General features: G+C 35.8%; 16 protein-coding genes and 3 tRNA genes. 6 read left to right on the top strand and 13 right to left on the bottom strand.

Annotated features, from left to right (window positions below; all coding sequences use genetic code 11):
• Window positions 1-67: 67 nt before the first annotated feature.
• Window positions 68-140: transfer RNA gene (locus MM213_RS00250), tRNA-Thr, on the top strand.
• A gap of 323 nt (window positions 141-463) precedes the next feature.
• Here the strand turns inward: MM213_RS00250 and MM213_RS00245 are convergent.
• The 3 genes from MM213_RS00245 to MM213_RS00235 all read right to left on the bottom strand — a co-directional run bounded on the left by MM213_RS00245 (window position 464) and on the right by MM213_RS00235 (window position 3,019).
• Entirely contained in the window at window positions 464-1,927 is a 1,464-nt protein-coding gene (locus MM213_RS00245) for an SLC13 family permease (protein ID WP_241409248.1), read from the bottom strand.
• Window positions 1,928-2,081: 154 nt separating this feature from the next.
• A complete protein-coding gene (locus MM213_RS00240) occupies window positions 2,082-2,564 on the bottom strand; it encodes a hypothetical protein (RefSeq protein WP_241409247.1) in 483 nt (160 codons plus the stop codon).
• A complete protein-coding gene (locus tag MM213_RS00235; protein ID WP_241275738.1) occupies window positions 2,561-3,019 on the bottom strand; it encodes a cold-shock protein in 459 nt (152 codons plus the stop codon). Before MM213_RS00235 ends, MM213_RS00240 begins: the two co-directional genes overlap by 4 nt.
• Window positions 3,020-3,247: 228 nt before the next feature.
• Here MM213_RS00235 and MM213_RS00230 point away from each other — a divergent pair, with 228 nt between their 5' ends.
• Window positions 3,248-4,363, top strand: coding sequence for an XdhC family protein (locus tag MM213_RS00230; protein WP_241409246.1), 1,116 nt, complete (start codon window positions 3,248-3,250; stop codon window positions 4,361-4,363).
• On the top strand, window positions 4,356-4,964 hold the full coding sequence (locus tag MM213_RS00225; protein ID WP_241409245.1) for a nucleotidyltransferase family protein: 609 nt from the start codon (window positions 4,356-4,358) through the stop codon (window positions 4,962-4,964). The genes MM213_RS00230 and MM213_RS00225 overlap by 8 nt, the downstream gene beginning before the upstream one ends.
• Here MM213_RS00225 and MM213_RS00220 read toward each other — a convergent pair whose 3' ends face one another.
• The gene (locus tag MM213_RS00220) at window positions 4,965-5,723 is read right to left on the bottom strand and encodes a 3-keto-disaccharide hydrolase (protein ID WP_241409244.1); all 759 of its coding nucleotides are present in this window, start codon (window positions 5,721-5,723) and stop codon (window positions 4,965-4,967) included.
• Window positions 5,724-5,900: 177 nt separating this feature from the next.
• Here MM213_RS00220 and MM213_RS00215 point away from each other — a divergent pair, with 177 nt between their 5' ends.
• Entirely contained in the window at window positions 5,901-8,105 is a 2,205-nt protein-coding gene (locus MM213_RS00215) for a B12-binding domain-containing radical SAM protein (RefSeq protein ID WP_241409243.1), read from the top strand.
• Between the two features lie 133 nt (window positions 8,106-8,238).
• On the opposite strand, the gene MM213_RS00210 is transcribed toward MM213_RS00215, so the two are convergent.
• Window positions 8,239-8,310: transfer RNA gene (locus MM213_RS00210), tRNA-Glu, on the bottom strand.
• Between the two features lie 28 nt (window positions 8,311-8,338).
• Window positions 8,339-8,410: transfer RNA gene (locus MM213_RS00205), tRNA-Glu, on the bottom strand.
• A 1,058-nt stretch (window positions 8,411-9,468) separates the two neighbouring features.
• Between MM213_RS00205 and gap the strand changes: the two genes are divergently transcribed.
• Window positions 9,469-10,470 carry a type I glyceraldehyde-3-phosphate dehydrogenase gene (gap, locus tag MM213_RS00200; RefSeq protein WP_241409242.1) on the top strand — a complete coding sequence of 334 codons (1,002 nt, stop codon included), beginning with the start codon at window positions 9,469-9,471 and terminating at the stop codon, window positions 10,468-10,470.
• A 21-nt stretch (window positions 10,471-10,491) separates the two neighbouring features.
• Here gap and MM213_RS00195 read toward each other — a convergent pair whose 3' ends face one another.
• The 5 genes from MM213_RS00195 to MM213_RS00175 form a co-directional block, all read right to left on the bottom strand.
• Window positions 10,492-10,845 carry a hypothetical protein gene (locus MM213_RS00195; RefSeq protein WP_241409241.1) on the bottom strand — a complete coding sequence of 118 codons (354 nt, stop codon included), beginning with the start codon at window positions 10,843-10,845 and terminating at the stop codon, window positions 10,492-10,494.
• Window positions 10,838-12,061, bottom strand: a complete 1,224-nt coding sequence (locus tag MM213_RS00190; RefSeq protein WP_241409240.1) for a BaiN/RdsA family NAD(P)/FAD-dependent oxidoreductase — start codon at window positions 12,059-12,061, stop codon at window positions 10,838-10,840. Before MM213_RS00190 ends, MM213_RS00195 begins: the two co-directional genes overlap by 8 nt.
• 30 nt (window positions 12,062-12,091) lie before the next feature.
• Window positions 12,092-13,630, bottom strand: a complete 1,539-nt coding sequence (locus MM213_RS00185) for a helicase HerA-like domain-containing protein (protein ID WP_241409239.1) — start codon at window positions 13,628-13,630, stop codon at window positions 12,092-12,094.
• A 97-nt stretch (window positions 13,631-13,727) separates the two neighbouring features.
• Window positions 13,728-14,135, bottom strand: coding sequence for a DUF4332 domain-containing protein (locus tag MM213_RS00180; protein ID WP_241409238.1), 408 nt, complete (start codon window positions 14,133-14,135; stop codon window positions 13,728-13,730).
• Window positions 14,136-14,161: 26 nt separating this feature from the next.
• Window positions 14,162-14,614 carry a hypothetical protein gene (locus tag MM213_RS00175; RefSeq protein WP_241409237.1) on the bottom strand — a complete coding sequence of 151 codons (453 nt, stop codon included), beginning with the start codon at window positions 14,612-14,614 and terminating at the stop codon, window positions 14,162-14,164.
• 314 nt (window positions 14,615-14,928) lie between these two features.
• Between MM213_RS00175 and MM213_RS00170 the strand changes: the two genes are divergently transcribed.
• The gene (locus MM213_RS00170) at window positions 14,929-15,675 is read left to right on the top strand and encodes an outer membrane protein assembly factor BamD (RefSeq protein ID WP_241409236.1); all 747 of its coding nucleotides are present in this window, start codon (window positions 14,929-14,931) and stop codon (window positions 15,673-15,675) included.
• Between the two features lie 235 nt (window positions 15,676-15,910).
• On the opposite strand, the gene MM213_RS00165 is transcribed toward MM213_RS00170, so the two are convergent.
• Together MM213_RS00165 and MM213_RS00160 are read right to left on the bottom strand one after the other, a co-directional pair.
• The gene (locus MM213_RS00165; protein ID WP_241409235.1) at window positions 15,911-16,510 is read right to left on the bottom strand and encodes a tetratricopeptide repeat protein; all 600 of its coding nucleotides are present in this window, start codon (window positions 16,508-16,510) and stop codon (window positions 15,911-15,913) included.
• A 21-nt stretch (window positions 16,511-16,531) separates the two neighbouring features.
• Window positions 16,532-17,347 carry a 2,3,4,5-tetrahydropyridine-2,6-dicarboxylate N-succinyltransferase gene (locus MM213_RS00160; RefSeq protein WP_241409234.1) on the bottom strand — a complete coding sequence of 272 codons (816 nt, stop codon included), beginning with the start codon at window positions 17,345-17,347 and terminating at the stop codon, window positions 16,532-16,534.
• Window positions 17,348-17,370: the final 23 nt, after the last annotated feature.

The following is a 17,370-nucleotide window of genomic DNA, read 5'->3' as shown; positions in this document are numbered from 1 at the left end:
GGTAAAAATTAACCTACTATATTTGCAGAGTCTTAAGGGCAAAACAGCTCTAAAAGATACAAAAAAGGCCTCTTTAGCTCAGCTGGTAGAGCAACTGACTTGTAATCAGTAGGTCATTGGTTCGATCCCGATAAGAGGCTCAAAAGGATAACGGAAACGTTATCCTTTTTTGTTTTTAAGCCTTTTTTTAAGCCTTTTTGCGGATCAGTCCGAATATCTGGGGAGCTAAAAATTTCAACCATAGATTTTAGCGAGTCTCAAGAGGAAGAATCGATGTTTGACACTTATCTTAACTAAGCCCTGAAAGCTATTATTTTCGCATTGAATGATTCAGCAGAAGCATTCGTCCTTCTGTTTTCGAGAAAGCTCTGGATGGTTGGGATCAGTACTAAAACTTCCAAAGCAGTTGCTAAAAAAACTATTTCGTCATCAATATTTTTGTAAATCAAAATTTTCCCAACTATTAAAAAGGATAGTACAACAAATCAATCTTCCAAACAGCAGGAAGGTAGTAGCGGGTAAAAGCTGCAATCACTATGATCGAAAGGATATTCAGCCAAAATCCAGCTTTGATCATATCCTTCATTTCCAAATAGCCTGAACCAAACACCACTGCATTTGGAGGAGTTGCTACCGGAAGCATAAAAGCACAGCTAGAGGCCATGGTGGCACCGACCATCAAACCGAATGGATGAACGCCCATAGAGTAGGAGATCGCAGCCAAAATAGGGAGTAACATCGAAGCTGTAGCCATATTGGAGGTGATTTCGGTAAGGAAGTTTACAGAAACGATGATAATCAATAAAAACAGACCAAATGCAATGAAATCCAAAAAGACAAATTGATGTCCAATCCATTCAGCAAGTCCTGTAGAGCTGAAACCTTCTGCTAAAGATAAGCCGCCCCCAAAAAGCAATAAAACTCCCCACGGGATTTTCTCTGCCGTTTTCCAATCCAATAACTTGATATTAGGCTTGGAGGATGGGATTACAAACAAAAAAAGAACTCCGGATAGAGCAATTATGGTATCATCAAGTGCTGGGATCAACTTTTGTAAATATTCTGTTCGAGTAATCCAAGCCAGACTTACGGCACCAAAAACCCATGAAACTCGCTTTTCCTCGATAGTCATCAAACCAATCTTCTCTAATTGTTGGTCAATTTCTTTTTTGCCAGATAGAAAATTCTGATTTGAGTCAAATTTGAAAGCTAAATGAGTTAAGTAATACCAAGTCAAAAGTAACATTATCAATGAAATAGGGAGGCCAAATAACATCCATTGGTTGAAAGAAATCTCATATTGGTAGATTTCTTTAATAACGCTCGCTAAAATTATATTCGTTGGAGTTCCTATCAAAGTAGCTAAACCTCCGATAGACGCACTATAGGCAACACCAAGCAGCAATGCTTTGCCAAATTTATTTTCAGTACGTGATCTTACAGTATCACCGGTAAGCTGTGTAGATACTGCGATGGCAATAGGAAGCATCATCAAAGAAGTTGCAGTATTGGAAATCCACATGGATAAGAACGCTGTAGCTACCATAAAGCCTAAGATGATTAACCTGGTATTTGAACCAATGAAACGGATTGTATGCAATGCTATTCGCTTATGCAGATTCCATTTCTCTATAGACATTGCTATCATAAATCCACCCATATACAGTAACACCATTGGATGCGAATATGATTTGGCTGTATCTTGAATAGAAAGCGCTCCCAAAATAGGTAAAAGCACCAAAGGCAACAGCGATGTCGCTGCAATTGGAATTGCTTCAGTAATCCACCAGGTCGCAACCCAAGCAGTCACAGCCAACATTGACAAAGCTTCAGGACTCATGCCGTCAGGCTTAGCGAAATAATAGATCAGCAAAAACATAACAGGACCAAGGATCCTTCCGATAAGAGCAGCGTTTACTTGAGGCATTGTAGCTTTATAATAATTTATAAGCTTAATCAAAAAACTCTATAAATACAATTTTTGAAGTCGTTAGGGTATATTAGTTAATTCTATTTAACATAATATAAATTATATAACAAAAATATGTGTTTCTGAGACTCCCCGAATTATAGAAGAAATATCAACGTACTTCAGGAAGCTCTTCTACCAATTGTAAATAATCATATTGCAAGTCTTCATGAAGCTTTTCAACAAGCTTAAGCGCCTTGCCAACTTGAACTTGATAAAGATTAGAAATAACTGGATGATTGAATTGCAAGTATCCATAATCCTTAAGATTTTGACAGAAAAAAATGATCAACTCAATATGAGCGGTTTTGTCTTTGCTAACCTTAAGGTTTTTGTTTAGCTTTCGCCTAATCAATTGGGCGGACTTTTTGGCGAAATGGTAATTTCTGGTATTGGCTTTCTGAAACTCAGTTTCCAATTCCTCTTTAACCATTTCGACAAATATCCTAGGATTCTCTTTTTCAAAGAGTTTGAAAAATAAATATGCTTTGTTATCAGTGCTAAACTTACTTAGATCAACGATCAAATCATGAAGTTCCTTTTCATTTAAGTACTTCAATTCTTTTTTTATTTCAGCTAGACTGGCAATTTTCATTTTTCAACTAACTTCACTTGTATAGCGCTTAGTCCTTTTGCAGTTTTTTCTGTTTCAAAAGTAACTTTATCGTTTTCTTGTATTTGGTCTATGCAACCATTAACATGGACGAAGATACTTTCTTGCGTCTGCTCATCTTTGATAAAGCCGTAGCCTTTTGAATCATTGAAAAAAGTAACTTTTCCTTTCCTACCTGCACCATCATCTTCAGTTTCTATGGTTTTAGAAACACCGATTTCGATACTATCTACGTCGATCTCTTTTCTTTTCTTGGTAGGATCAGGTGGTGTTGAGGTGATATTACCGAATTCATCCACGTATGCTATCATATCTTCAAAATCTGTCGATTTATCATTTGACTTACGTGCTTCTTTCTTATCTACCTTTTCCTGTTTCTTTTTTTGTCTTAATTTTTCCTTCTCTTTCTTGTTAAAGGTTTCTCTTGATTTTGCCATATCTGCAAAATACCAAGTTTTTTTGAAGAATTCCTATTTTATTTAAATAAGTATTTTCAAAATTTTGCATAGTATTTCTATAAGAATATGGCTTTGTACCCTTTAAAGGTGTGATATGTAGTTTTCTCTAGCGCTAGTTTCCATCTTGATTATAACCTTTTATAAAATATTCGGTTCTATAAGTCCATTTTTTTATAGTTTGGTATTAGAATTTATCAAATCAACAGAATGAAAGAATTTCAACTGATAATTGCAGCTTATAAGAAATATGAAAATAAGAATCTTAAGACAGCTTTGGCGACAGTCGTCAAAGTAGATGGTTCTGCTTATCGAAGACCTGGTGCTAGGATGCTAATATGTGAAAATGGGGAATTGACAGGAGCTATCAGCGGTGGATGTTTGGAGGGTGATGCACTGAGAAAAGCCCAAGCAGTAATGTTTCAAAATCAATCAATGATCGTAACCTATGATACCACTGATGAAGATGATCAGAAGTTTGGAATTGGCCTAGGTTGCAATGGCATCATTCATATTTTGATAGAACCTATCGATTTTCAAGATAAATTAAATCCTGTTCAACTACTTAAGATAGCATTGGAGAAAAGGGTTTCATGTACTTTGGTTACGGTTTTTTCATTGAAAAATTCCCGTGAAAAACAGATTGGAACTTCGATTTTACATAAAGAAAATGAAGTTATTGGCAATTTTGAGGATGATAATCCGCAATTGGAAGAATTGATTTTGGGAGAAATAAAGGTGAAAAGCTCGCAAGATGATTCAGAAATAGTAGCTTATTCACTTCAGGAGCAGGATTTTCATGTCTTTTACGAAAAAATAAAACCACCTACACAAGTATTGCTTTTTGGTGCTGGCAATGATACAGTTCCATTTTGCAAAATAGCTGACATTTTGGGTTGGGAAGTAATTTTGATTGATGGAAGAAAGCAATATGCCACTTCAGAACGGTTTCCTACAGTATCTCAAATTGTGATTGGGTCTGCTGAGGAGGTTTTAGAAAAATTGAAAATTGATGAAAGTACAGTTGCTTTGTTGATGACACATAATTTTGATTATGAAATGGTCATTTTGGAGAGGCTTCTCCCCTTCTCCCTTCCTTACATTGGCATTTTGGGTCCAAAGAAGAAGTCTGAAAAGCTGTTTGAAAGAATCAAATTGTCAGAAAAAGGATTTGGAAAATCGAATATTTTTGGACCTACGGGCTTAAATCTAGGTGCTGAGAACTCAGAGGAAATAGCTTTGTCCATAGCTGCCGAAATCAAATCTGTTGAAGCTCGCAAAAGTCCAATATCCTTGAGAGAGAAAACAGGTCCAATCCATGATTAAAGAATCTAGACCATCCACAGGACTTATTATCCTAGCAGCAGGTAGCTCTTCAAGATTAGGCCAAGCAAAACAGCTATTGGAATTTAAAGGCATCAATTTGCTACAAAACGCGATTAATGTTGGAAAGGAATCCTGTGTAGATCATGTAGTTGTAGTGCTGGGTGCGAATATGGATGAAATCAAAGCTAATATTGACTTCCGTTCAACGATAGTGACAGTAAATGATAATTGGAAGAAAGGTATGGCAAGTAGCATGCAGATAGGTTTGAAAAAATTGATGGAAACCGAATATCCTGATCAGATAATCATCATGCTTTGTGATCAACCTTTTGTGGATTCCAAATTGATTGATTCGATCATTAGCGTTCAATCAGAATCTGATAAGGGCATTGTGGCTTGTCAATACAATGACACTTTAGGTGTTCCTGCACTGTTTACCAAAAAATACTATGATCAATTACTCAATCTAAGTACTTCTGAAGGTGCCAAAAAATTGATATACAAGTATTTGGAAGATTGTGAAATAATTAGTTTTGAACTTGGTTCAATTGATATTGATACAGAAGAAGATTACAAAAATTTAATTGGAAAGAAGACTTGATCAAAGTCTTCTTACCCAAATATTTCTAAAACTCACTAAATCTCCATGATCTTGGAGTACGAATGGCAATTCTGCCTCGTGTGCCCTATAGTTTGGGATTCCAATGTATTCTGTAGGACCTTTCAGTTCCACTGCATTTTGAACCAATATCCCATTGTGAATTACTGTAACTTTTGCAGGAGAGGTCAACATTCCATCTTTGTTGAATCTAGGTGCTGTAAAGAAAATATCATAAGTGTTCCATTCTCCAGGTGCCTTTGTAGCGTTTACCAAAGGCGGATATTGTTTATACACACTTGCTGCTTGGCCGTTTGAATAAGTTCTGCTTTCATAAGAATCCAAAACTTGGATTTCATACATTCCCATTATAATAACGCCAGAATTTCCTCTTCCTTGCCCTTCACCTTTTACTACCGTAGGTGAAGCCCACTCAATATGAAGCTGCATATCTCCAAATGCTTCTTTTGTTTTGATGTCACCTTTTTGCGGAGTGACAGTCATAGATCCGTTTTCTACTTTCCATGCAGCGGGACTATTATCTCTTACACTGACAAAGTTATTCAAATTTGAACCATCAAATAATACAATCGCATCACTTGGTGCGTCGTGATTTTGTGCACCTACGCTTACTTTTCTTGGAACAGGCTCCCAAAATTCAGTAGCTTCAGGTGGTAGTTTGATGTCTTTTTGCTGTCCAAAGGATTCTGATATAAACGAAACAACAGCGATCAGCACTAAAATTCTTTTAAGGGTTATCATAGGTTTTATTTAAGGTTAAATAGTTTTTTCCAAATTAAGTCAATAATTATCAAATCGAAAGCTATGCAAGTTTTTTTGGACATAATTCTGCGTTTTTAATAAAAAATTGTGAAAGACATGATGGATAAAGTTTAAAAATCAGAGAATTTGCCGAAATTCGAAACAAATTAAATTCCCGTGTCAAAATCGATTCTTCTTCTTACTCCCCCATTTACACAACTCAACACCCCCTACCCGGCTACAGCTTACATCAAGGGCTATCTTAATTTGTTGGAAAGAACTTCTTTTCAATATGATCTAGGTTTAAATGTTATTTTGAAAATATTTTCAAAAAAAGGTTTAACTGAATTATTTCAAAAAATTGAAAAACAGGATGTTAAGAAACTTTCGAAAAATAGTCAAAGAATAGTCAAGCTTCAAGATGACTACCTCCATACTATAACTCCAGTCATCACTTTTCTACAGTTTAAGAACCCTACCATTGCTTACAACATCTGTGATGGTGATTTTCTTCCACAAGCTTCAAGATTTGAACTATTGGATGAAATGGATTGGGCTTTTGGTACCATGGGAATTCAAGACAAAGCTAGACACCTAGCCACCTTGTACCTAGAAGACTTGAGTGATTTGATCCAAGAAGCATTGGACCCTAATTTTGGATTTAGTAGGTATGCTGAAAGATTGGGAAGGTCTGCTGTATCTTTTGATCCATTACATGACACATTACAAGGCAGCCCATCATTTGTAGATCAATACTTGTTCGAAGAATTGGAAATAGCCATTCAGAAATCAAGCCCTTATGTAGTTTGTCTTTCTGTACCTTTTCCAGGCAATCTTTATGGATCCCTTAGATGTGGTCAGTATATCAAAAAGCATCATCCGCAAATCAAAGTAATCATGGGTGGTGGCTATCCAAATACAGAACTTCGTTCCTTAAAAGAGCCAAGAGTTTTTGAATATGTTGATTTTATCACCTTAGATGATGGTGAGAGACCATTGACAAATTTGTTGGAATATTTTGACGGAAATCGTCAGCTCAAGGATTTGAAGCGCACATTTACACTTGTAGATCAGGAAGTAGTCTATTGCAATGGATCCAAAGAAAGCGATGTTCCCTTTAGCAAAACTGGAACTCCTGATTATAGAGGTTTGCCATTGGATAAGTATTTGTCAGTAATCGAAATTGTCAATCCCATGCATAGGCTTTGGTCTGATGGTAGGTGGAACAAATTGACGATGGCACATGGATGTTATTGGAGAAAATGCTCTTTTTGTGATATTTCTTTGGACTATATCAAAAATTACGAGCCGGTATCTGCCTCTTTGATCTGTGATAGAATAGAAGAGTTGATAGAACAAACTGGCCAAACAGGGTTTCATTTTGTGGATGAAGCTGCTCCTCCTGCTTTGATGAGAGAGATGGCCATTGAAATAATTCGAAGAAACCTTAAAATCACGTGGTGGACCAATATCCGATTTGAAGAACGTTTTACATTTGATCTTTGCAGGTTGTTGAAAGCTTCGGGTTGTATAGCTGTTTCAGGAGGTTTGGAAGTAGCCTCAGACAGACTTCTGGAAATGATGCAAAAAGGTGTCAATGTTGCACAGGTAGCAAGAGTAGCGCACCATTTTACAGAATCAGGGATAATGGTCCATGCATACCTGATGTATGGGTTTCCTACTCAGACAGCACAAGAGACAATCGACAGCTTGGAAATGGTACGTCAGCTATTTGAAAATAATGTGATCCAATCTGGATTCTGGCATCTTTTTGCAATGACCTCACACGCCCCTATTGGCATTGATCCTTCGAAATTTAGAGTAGTGAAGGTTGGTCCTGAGAAAGGACTATTTGCAGATAATGACCTAAGCCATGAAGATCCTGAAGGTACAGAGCATGAGATGTTCAGTGCAGGACTAAAGAAAGCATTGTTCAATTATATGCATGGAATCTGTTTTGATTTTCCATTGCAAGAATGGTTTGATTTTATAATCCCTAGGACAACTGTTTCCCCTAGTTTTATTTACAAATCTATTACTGATGCTACTAGCAACGGTTATAAACCATCGGCGAAAATGATTTGGCTCGGAAATAAGCCTGAATTGAGAAAAACCGCATTCAGTAAAAAAGGGAAAGTTGTAGAAGGGGTTGTCTTATACGTAGAAAATAAAGTACAGGAAACTGAAATTAAAGTAAATACGAAAGAAGGAAGGTGGTTGATTAAAATTTTGGAAGAAATGCGTCTCAAATCTTCGAAGTCAGAAATGACATTTTCTCAATTTGAAGAATCATATCAAGAAGCTGGTTTGGGAAGTATTGAAAAATTAATTCGTGAAAAGCTATGGATAGATTTACTTGATGCTGGTTTGGTGGTGGTATAAAAATAAAAAACCTGGTCTACAAGACCAGGTTTTTACTCACTTTAACCACTAACAACCATAAAACAAATTCTTCATGCAAGTAATTTTATAAAAAATCTCTGCAATCAGAATGATGAAAAACATCAATTTGTAGTAGTCCGTACGGGAATCGAACCCGTGTTTTATCCGTGAAAGGGATACGTCCTAACCCCTAGACGAACGGACCATAAATGGAAAAAAGGTTAATTGATTAGTAGTCCGTACGGGAATCGAACCCGTGTTTTATCCGTGAAAGGGATACGTCCTAACCCCTAGACGAACGGACCATTTTAGAATCGAATTAACCTCTTTTCCGTAAGGTGATGCAAATATAGAGGGTTAAATTCATAATGCAAAACCTCACCAAAAAATATTTGGTAATCGATGCCAATACCTTGAATATTAGCGAAAAAAATTTTCATCATTATTTTTTGGGAGAGGTTATTGGTTAATTAAATCAACTGTTGTTTAGTTATCCGTTATTAAGTTATCGGTTAATTAAAGTGATACAATTTATACTTGTTTATAAAATTTGTTAATTAAGTTTTCGGAGAATTGGGATTTGGCACGAATAACTTCCTAAACTTCTAAACTCCTAATTCTCTAAATTTGAGTTATCAGTTAATAAGTTATTGGTTAATTAAGGTGATACTATTTTTAGTTCTTTCTACTTAGTAAAATAATTGATTAGGTTATCGGAAATTTTGGGGTTTGGGATTTGGCATGAATCTTCTGCTAAACTTCTAAACTCCCTAAACTTGAGTTATCAGTTAATAAGTTATTGGTTAATTAAAGTGCTACAATTTATACTTCTTTCTAATTAGTAAAAATAGTTGATTAGGTTATCGGAGAATTGGGATTTGGCATGAATCTTCTCCCAAACTCCTAACCCTCTCAATTTGTGTTATCAGTTAATAAGTTATCGGTTAATTAAAGTGCTACAATTTATACTTCTTTCTAATTAGTAAAAATAGTTGATTAGGTTATCGGAGAATTGGGATTTGGCATGAATCTTCTCCCAAACTCCTAACACTCTCAATTTGTGTTATCAGTTAATAAGTTATTGGTTAATTAAGGTGATACTATTTTTAGTTCTTTCTACTTAGTAAAATAGTTGATTAGGATATAGGAGATTTGAGTTTGGGATTTGGCATGAATCTTCTGCTAAACTTCTAAACTCCTAACCATCTAAACTTTTTTTGAGGATTGAGTTATTAGTATTCATTTTGAAACTTCTTAGGTATTATCAATTTTTGAAAAAAAATAAAAACTCCATTGCCATATGCTTTTGTAGTTAATAAACAGCTGGTTTATTAACTTCGCATTCTAAAATATAACACCCGAAATGATTAAAAAGAGAGTAGCTGTAAATGGCTGTGGTCGAATTGGAAGACTCACTATCAAATTACTATTAGAACAAGAAGATATTGAGTTGGTCGCTGTCAATGATTTAACTGATCCCTCTACCCTTGCCCATTTGTTGCAATACGATTCTATTCACGGCAAATACCATCATAAAGTCGAGGAGATGAATGGTGATTTATTGATTAATGGAAAACTGATCAAAATTTTTGCAGAGAAAGATCCTTCTCAGATTCCTTGGAAAGATATGAATGTGGACATTGTGTTGGAATCTACGGGCAAATTTACAGACAAAGAAGGAGCTGCTGCGCACTTGACTGCAGGTGCAAAAAAAGTCATCATCACAGCACCTTCTAAAAGCGAAGAAGTACCAACAATTGTCTTGGGTGTGAATGATGGCATACTAACTGGGGAGGAGCAAATAATCTCAAATGCATCCTGTACTACAAATTGCTTGGCTCCAATGGTGAAAATACTACACGAGCACTTTGGGATTGACAAAGGATATGTATCCACGGTACATTCATATACTAATGATCAAAATCTCCATGATGCACCACATAGAGACTTGAGAAGAGCTAGGGCTGCTGCCTATTCAATCATTCCAACTACGACGCATGCTGCCTTGGCTATGGAAATCGTTTTACCTGAAGTAAAAGGAAAAATCGAAGCTTCTGCAATGCGTGTACCTGTACCAGATGGATCACTGACAGATTTGATTGTGGTTCTTGAAAAAGAAACTACAGCTGAAGAAATCAATTCGATTTTTGAAAATGAATCAAAAGGAAGAATGAAAGGGATTGTAGAATACACAAAAGATCCAATAGTATCTATAGACATCATTGGTAACCCACATTCTTGTATTTTTGACTCAGGTTTAACTTCAGCAAAAGGCAACTTAGTAAAAGTAGTAGGTTGGTATGATAATGAATCGGGCTATGCGAATCGACTTGTGGATTTGGTTTTAAAAATAAGTATGACTTGAAATTGAGTTTTTTCTATTTGCTTATTTCTTATTCATTTCTTTGGAAACAAAGTCAAAAACTTCCTGCCAAGCATCTAGAAATTCTTCAAGGTGTTCTAAAAATTCTGCCTTAAAGCCTTTTTCTTCAATTATTTCCTTTCCATCCTGTATTGATTTTCTTAACCTTTCGATTTCAAACAATGACATAGTTGGCTTTACTTTATGTCTGATATGGTGAATTGCTTCGCTGTTTTCATTCTCAGCCCCTTCAAGATATTTTTCTTTTAATTCTGTCAATGAAGTATGAATAGCAACGATCAATTCATACCTGAAATCAGAATCACCATCAGCCATTTCCTCTATTCTTTCTAGATTTATTGGTGGAATATTATACATTGTTTAATGATTTAATAGAGTTAATACCTGCTAAATAACCTGTTGACCAAGCTGATTGAAAATTGAATCCTCCAGTAATACCATCGATATCAAGGACTTCACCGGCGAAAAACAAACCAGGATACAACCTACTTTCCAAGGTATCTGGATTCACATCCTCTAATGTTACACCACCGGCGGTAACAAACTCCTCTTTGAAAGTTGTCTTTCCTTCAATCGACACAATATAGCAAAAAAGATTTTGTATCAATTTGTTCAAGTTCTTTTTTGATATCTCGTGCCAAAGTACTGATGGTTCTATTTCAGCTTTTTCCACAAGATGCTCCCATAATCGCCCTGGCAATCCTAATAGAGGGTTTGAAATAATTTTCTTTTTGGGATGTTCAGTCCTAAACTTCCCAAGGTGGGATTGCAAATCATACTCTGACCAATTTGTATTCCATCTGATATGCGCTTTCGCAGTATACTTTTTATCGTAGAGCCAAGGTGCCCCAAAAGCGGATAACTTGAGCACAGCGGGGCCGCTTAAGCCCCAATGCGTAATAAGTAATGGACCTTGATATGCTAATTTAGTTCCTTCTAACTTTATGTAAGCATCAGGTACAGAAATACCCATAAGCTCACGAATTGACTCTTGAGGCGTGTTGAATGTGAAAAGCGATGGGATTGGCTCGGAAACATGATGACCTAGACCCTGAATAAAGTTAAACCCTGATATTTTCGGTGAGCCTCCTGTACAGATAATTAATTTGTCAAAGGTCTCACTTTTATCCTTTGCAAATACAGTAAATTGATTTTTTTCATACTTTATTGTATCAATAGCAAAATTATATCGAATATTTACTCTTTTCAGATTAGCCTCCTTGGTTAAAGCTTGAATAATTGACTCTGAATCATCTGAAACAGGAAACATTCTTCCGTCTGCTTCACGTTTGAGTTTTATTCCTCTGGATTCAAACCAATTCACAGTATCACCAACAGAAAAGTGCCTAAATGTTTTTTTCAGGAACTTTTCGCCTCTCGGGTAATTTTTTATCAATTGCGCAACTTCAAAAGCTGCATGAGTCACATTACATCTCCCCCCGCCTGAAACCTTCACCTTAGCTAATGATTTTGAGGTTTTTTCTAATATAGTAACTTCTGATTTCGAACTAGACGCATGGATAGCTGCAAAATAACCTGCAGCTCCTGCTCCTATAACTCCTATTTTTAACATTATATTCTTGAAAGTAGACCCAAATATGGATCATCGTTTTTTTCTTGAAATAGAACCCATTATTCCACGTGTTAATTCCCTGAAAATAGTTCTACCTATTTGTCTGATCATCGTATTTTTACTCAAATCATCTAACAAACTTGCTTCTTTGGCAGTGCTTCTTGGCTTAGGTGGTACTTTTGCTTTAGTTTGTGCTTCATTTTCAGCTATTTGTTCTGCCCTTGTGATTTTCATATCCAAAATCTCAAAAGCACTCTCTCTGTCAATAGCTCTAGAATATTTCTTTACAAGGTCTGATTTTTGTACCAAAATGTTGATTTCTGAATCATCCAAAATATCCATTCGGGATACTGGAGCCCTCAATAGCGTATGGACCAAGGGAGTTGGAATTCCTTTTTCATTGAGGACAGTAACAAAAGCCTCTCCTATTCCCATGGAAGTCAATACATCAGATGTTTTGTAAAATGGAGAAATAGGATAATTTTCTGCAGTTTTAGTTATTGCTTTTCGATCTTTGGCTGTAAATGCTCTCAATGAATGTTGGATTTTCAGACCCAACTGACCCAGGACTGCATCAGGAATATCAGTTGGCGATTGGGTACAAAAATATATCCCCACACCTTTTGATCGAATTAGTTTAATGATAGATTCTATTTTATTTATCAAGTCCTTGCTTGCATTAGAAAATACCAAATGCGCTTCATCGATAAATAGACAAAGCTTTGGTTTGTCAGAGTCTCCTTGCTCAGGAAATGTTTCATAAATCTCTGATAATAAACTAAGCATAAAAGTAGAAAAAAGCTTAGGCCTATTTTGAATATCAGTCAAACGAATGATAGATACTACACCTTTTCCATCCTTAATTTTCACAAAATCATCAACTTCAAAAGACAATTCCCCAAAAAACTGCTCTGCTCCTTGCTGCTCTAGCTCAATAATCTTACGCATTATAGTATTGACAGAGGCGGGTGATACAGATCCATATTCTTTAGTGATCGATTCTTTTCCTTCATTTGTAATATATTGAAGAACTTTATTCAAGTCTTTCAAATCCAATAAAGGTAAATGTTGGGTATCACAAAATCTAAATACTAAAGCCATTACACCTCTTTGAGTATCATTCAACTCCATTATTTGTGACATAAGAACCGGGCCAAACTCTGAAACTGTAGCTTTTAGCTTGACTCCTTTTTCTTGACTTATTGACATTAATTCAGCCGGTAATCCCGTAGGATCATAATCTACTCCAATTGCACTGCTTCTTTTTTCAATATGAGCATTAATTGAACCTGGCATTGCCAAACCAGAAAGATCCCCTTTCAAATCCATCAAAACAGAAGGAATGCCTTTCAATGACAATTGTTCTGCTATCACTTGGAGGGTTTTGGTTTTCCCTGTCCCTGTAGCACCTGCAATCAAACCGTGTCTATTGAGTGTTTTTAGAGGGACTTTTACTTGGGCATGATGGATTGGTTCTTGATCAAGGATGCCAGTCCCTAGGATAAAATAATCATTTTTGAAAGTGTATCCTTCTTCTATATGGGATTTAAATAGTTCTTTTTGACTCATTACAAAATTTTGATTTTTAAACGGACAATCTATAAACAAAAAACCTTAATACATAAGAATGGATTAAGGTTTTTTTTGAAATATGTAAGTTATTTTCTTAGTGTGTCACCACAGGATCGAGTTCTTTTGCTTGGTTAATAAAGCCTTCTACCATAGCAAGAGATGGTACTACTCTTGTTAATTTCTTTTCTGCATTTTTTTCAGTCAACGCTTTATGAAGATTTTCAGGATTTCTGTTTCTCAATTCCTTTACTGTATCTACTCCGGTTGCCTTAAGTAGTTCAGCAAATTGACTTGCAACACCTTTAATTCTAAAAAGATCCGCCATGTTTACCCAGTCTAAGATTTTACCCTCATCTATTCCCGATGCACTGGCAATTTCTTTTCTTCCTTTTTTGCTAGCACCTTTTTCCAAAAGAGCACCAACAGTTGCAATACCCGCATGACTTAGCTTTTCCTTAAAAACAGGTCCTATACCTTCGATTTCTGTAATGGTTTGTGACATTTTAATTGAGTTTTATGTTGATTTTATTAACTAAAGAAATTTCCTAATCCTTTTTTGAGCATATCTGAGGCTTTCCCTTTGAGCGCATCACCTGCAGAAGATCCGAGCATAGTCAAAATATCGGACTTTCCAAAATCTCCACTTTTACTACCAGAAATTGAAGAAATCACCTTTGGGAGTACAAATGAAGCAATTGAATCTGCCTTTTCTTCGCTAATTCCAAGTTTGGTTCCATAATCAGCTACCAATTTTCCGATCATACTTTTGAATATTGGATTTGAGGTAATTGCTGAAGATTGGTTCAGAAGATTTGCAAGTCCTTCAAAATTACCTGATGCTACTTCTTTGCTGATATATCCTGACAAGCTCTCTTTTGTTATAGAAAGAGTACTTGATGCCTGTTCATTGCCCATTCCAAACTTATTTTTAAATTCTCCCAGTAATTGAGGTGACAATGAATCAATAATATTTTGTATCATCTTTTTTGTATTTCGAGCAAAGTAATTTGTATAAAAATAAATTACAAATTATCATAAATAAATTTTTTAGAGAAATAATAAAAATTCAATATGTGTATCAGCGTTGGGTAAGAAGCACCTTTGTAAGTTGCGGATACTCGTCAGCAGATAATAGGTCAAAGTCAACAGAACCACAATTCGTTTATCCGACAATCTATTGTTTGACTAAGTGGAAGAAAGCGGATAGTCATAAAATTCAATTCATAAGCATTCATTTAATTGATTTATGAATCAAACCTGATTAATTTGTGATTTCAAAATCCAAAATAAATAAAATGACATTGAACCAAATCAATTTTACTAAAAAAATCGTTTTTCAAATTTTCTTGATTTTCAGCATAAATTCTGCAGTTGCACAAGTACAGCCTAGTCTAGGGGGCTCATCTAGGTTGATGAATAGTGCAATGCAAGAAATGGAAAATGGGAATTATGAAAAAGCCAATATATTTTTTAGGCAGATTATTGATTCCAACCTTCCTATTCCGCCAGAAATGCCGTATTTCTTTGCAGAAACGCTTTACCAACTAGAGCAGTATGACAACAGTGCCAATTTTTTAAATAAATACTTGGAATTGAATGGTTTTAAAGGAGACAATTACGAGAAAGCTAAAGCTTTGGAAAAACTTTTAGACGTTCCATTGAATGCAATCAAGTCATGTGAATTATGTGATAGAAGGGGATATAGATTTCAAGAGTGCTTTACTTGTGAAGGCTCCAAACACCTAGAGCAAGATTGTGGATATTGTAAGGCAAAGGGGATAGTCGGCTGTAGCAAATGTGTTGGGTCGGGCTTAATTACCAAAAGAAATGTATTCAATATCATAGAGTATTTTGAATGTGAAAGATGCTCTGGTCAAGGAAGATTGACTTGTCCTACTTGCGATGGAAGCAAAGTTGAAACTAGCGCTTGCCGAACTTGCCAAGGTAGCGGTCGCTTACAGTCTGATAAAGTTTGTGATCACAAAGATGAGAATCCAAGGCACTTATCACTTTTATTTAACAGGATAAAAAGCCATAATTGAAGTAATGAACTCAAAATATCCATGTGATTTTTAAAGGCTTTTTCTTATTTGAAGTTTATATTACTATTTAAATATAGTTATTAAACTATTAGTCTATAAGTGATTTGCTTTTAAAAAGGATTTAAAACTCAAAGGTTATTCGCTTCATAAAAAATTTAACTTCGATTAACTAGCTATGAAAAAAAAAGAGGAACTAAAACTAGCTCCTCTTTTTACTTTGTGTTATTTTGATATATTATTTGCAATACTTTTCGATAGCTGCTGAAGCTTGACTATAGTTCAACTTAAGTGCCAAATTCAAATCCTCACAGCCAGATTTTTTCTTATTAGTAGCCAATTTCAACAAACCTCTATTGTAGTAAGCCTGTCCAAATTCTTTGTCCATTTTGATCGCAGCGCTATATTCCTTCATAGCATCATCCGTATTTCCTAACTGATGAAGCGCTCTAGCTTTCATAAAATAGGCCATGGCAGGAGCTCCTGGGGTTTCTACAGCACGATCAGCATAAAGCAATGCTGAGCTATGATTTTTCTGTTTTTGAAAATGATTGGATAAGCTAAGCATTACCTGAACATTGTTTGCTTCATATTCCAAGGCCGTAATAAAATCTTTTTCCGCTAAATCTGAATTTCCAATCTCTTCATGTGAGCGACCTCTATTATACAGCGCTTTTACATTTTTCGGATTTGTTGAGAGAAATTTATCGTAAGCTTGAATAGCTTCTTCATATTTTTCGGCAGCAAAAAGATCATCTCCATCATTAGAGGCGCTCCCACATGCAAAGAGAGAAATTAATAATAATAAGCTTGAATAAAATCGAATTTGAGTACGCATAATCTTTTTTGAAATTAATAATTAAACCGCTACGTTGTTTTCACGTAAGGCATCATTTAATGAAGTCTTCAAGTCTGTAGAAGCTTTTCTCTGACCGATGATCAAAGCACAAGGAACTTGAAATTCTCCAGCAGGGAATTTTTTTGTCAAGGAACCAGGAATAACAACCGATCTTGGTGGTACATAACCTTTGTATTCTACAGGTTCGGATCCAGTCACATCAATGATTTTTGAGCTAGCTGTAAGGGTAACTCCCGCTCCTACTACTGCCTCTTTACCAATTCTTACACCTTCTACAATGATCGCCCTAGAACCAATAAAAGCACCATCCTCGATAATTACCGGTGCAGCCTGAACAGGTTCCAAAACTCCACCAATACCTACTCCACCACTTAAATGTACATTTTTGCCGATTTGAGCACATGAACCAACAGTAGCCCAAGTATCAACCATCGTGCCACTGTCCACAAATGCACCGATGTTGACATAAGAAGGCATCATAACCACGCCAGATGCCAAATAAGCACCATATCTCGCGACTGCATGTGGTACCACACGAACACCTTGCTTGGCATAATTGGTCTTTAGTGCCATTTTATCATGAAATTCAAATGGGCCAACTTCTATTGTCTGCATTTTTTGAATCGGGAAATATAAAATCACAGCCTTTTTGATCCAGTCATTTACTTTCCAAGAACCATCTTCAAGAGGCTCAGCAACTCTCAATTTCCCAACATCCAAATCTGAAATAACAGATTTGATTGCTATTTCTACATCTTTTTCCTTTAACAGCTCTCTGTTGTCCCATGCGTTTTCAATGATTGTCTGTAAATCCATATTTTTTGTTAGTTTCGCTTTAA

This window comes from Belliella alkalica, assembly GCF_022549785.1.
Taxonomy (GTDB): Bacteria; Bacteroidota; Bacteroidia; order Cytophagales; family Cyclobacteriaceae; genus Belliella; species Belliella alkalica.
The sequence above is the reverse complement of the archived record's forward strand: the minus strand, read 5'-3'. Positions and strand labels throughout refer to the sequence as shown.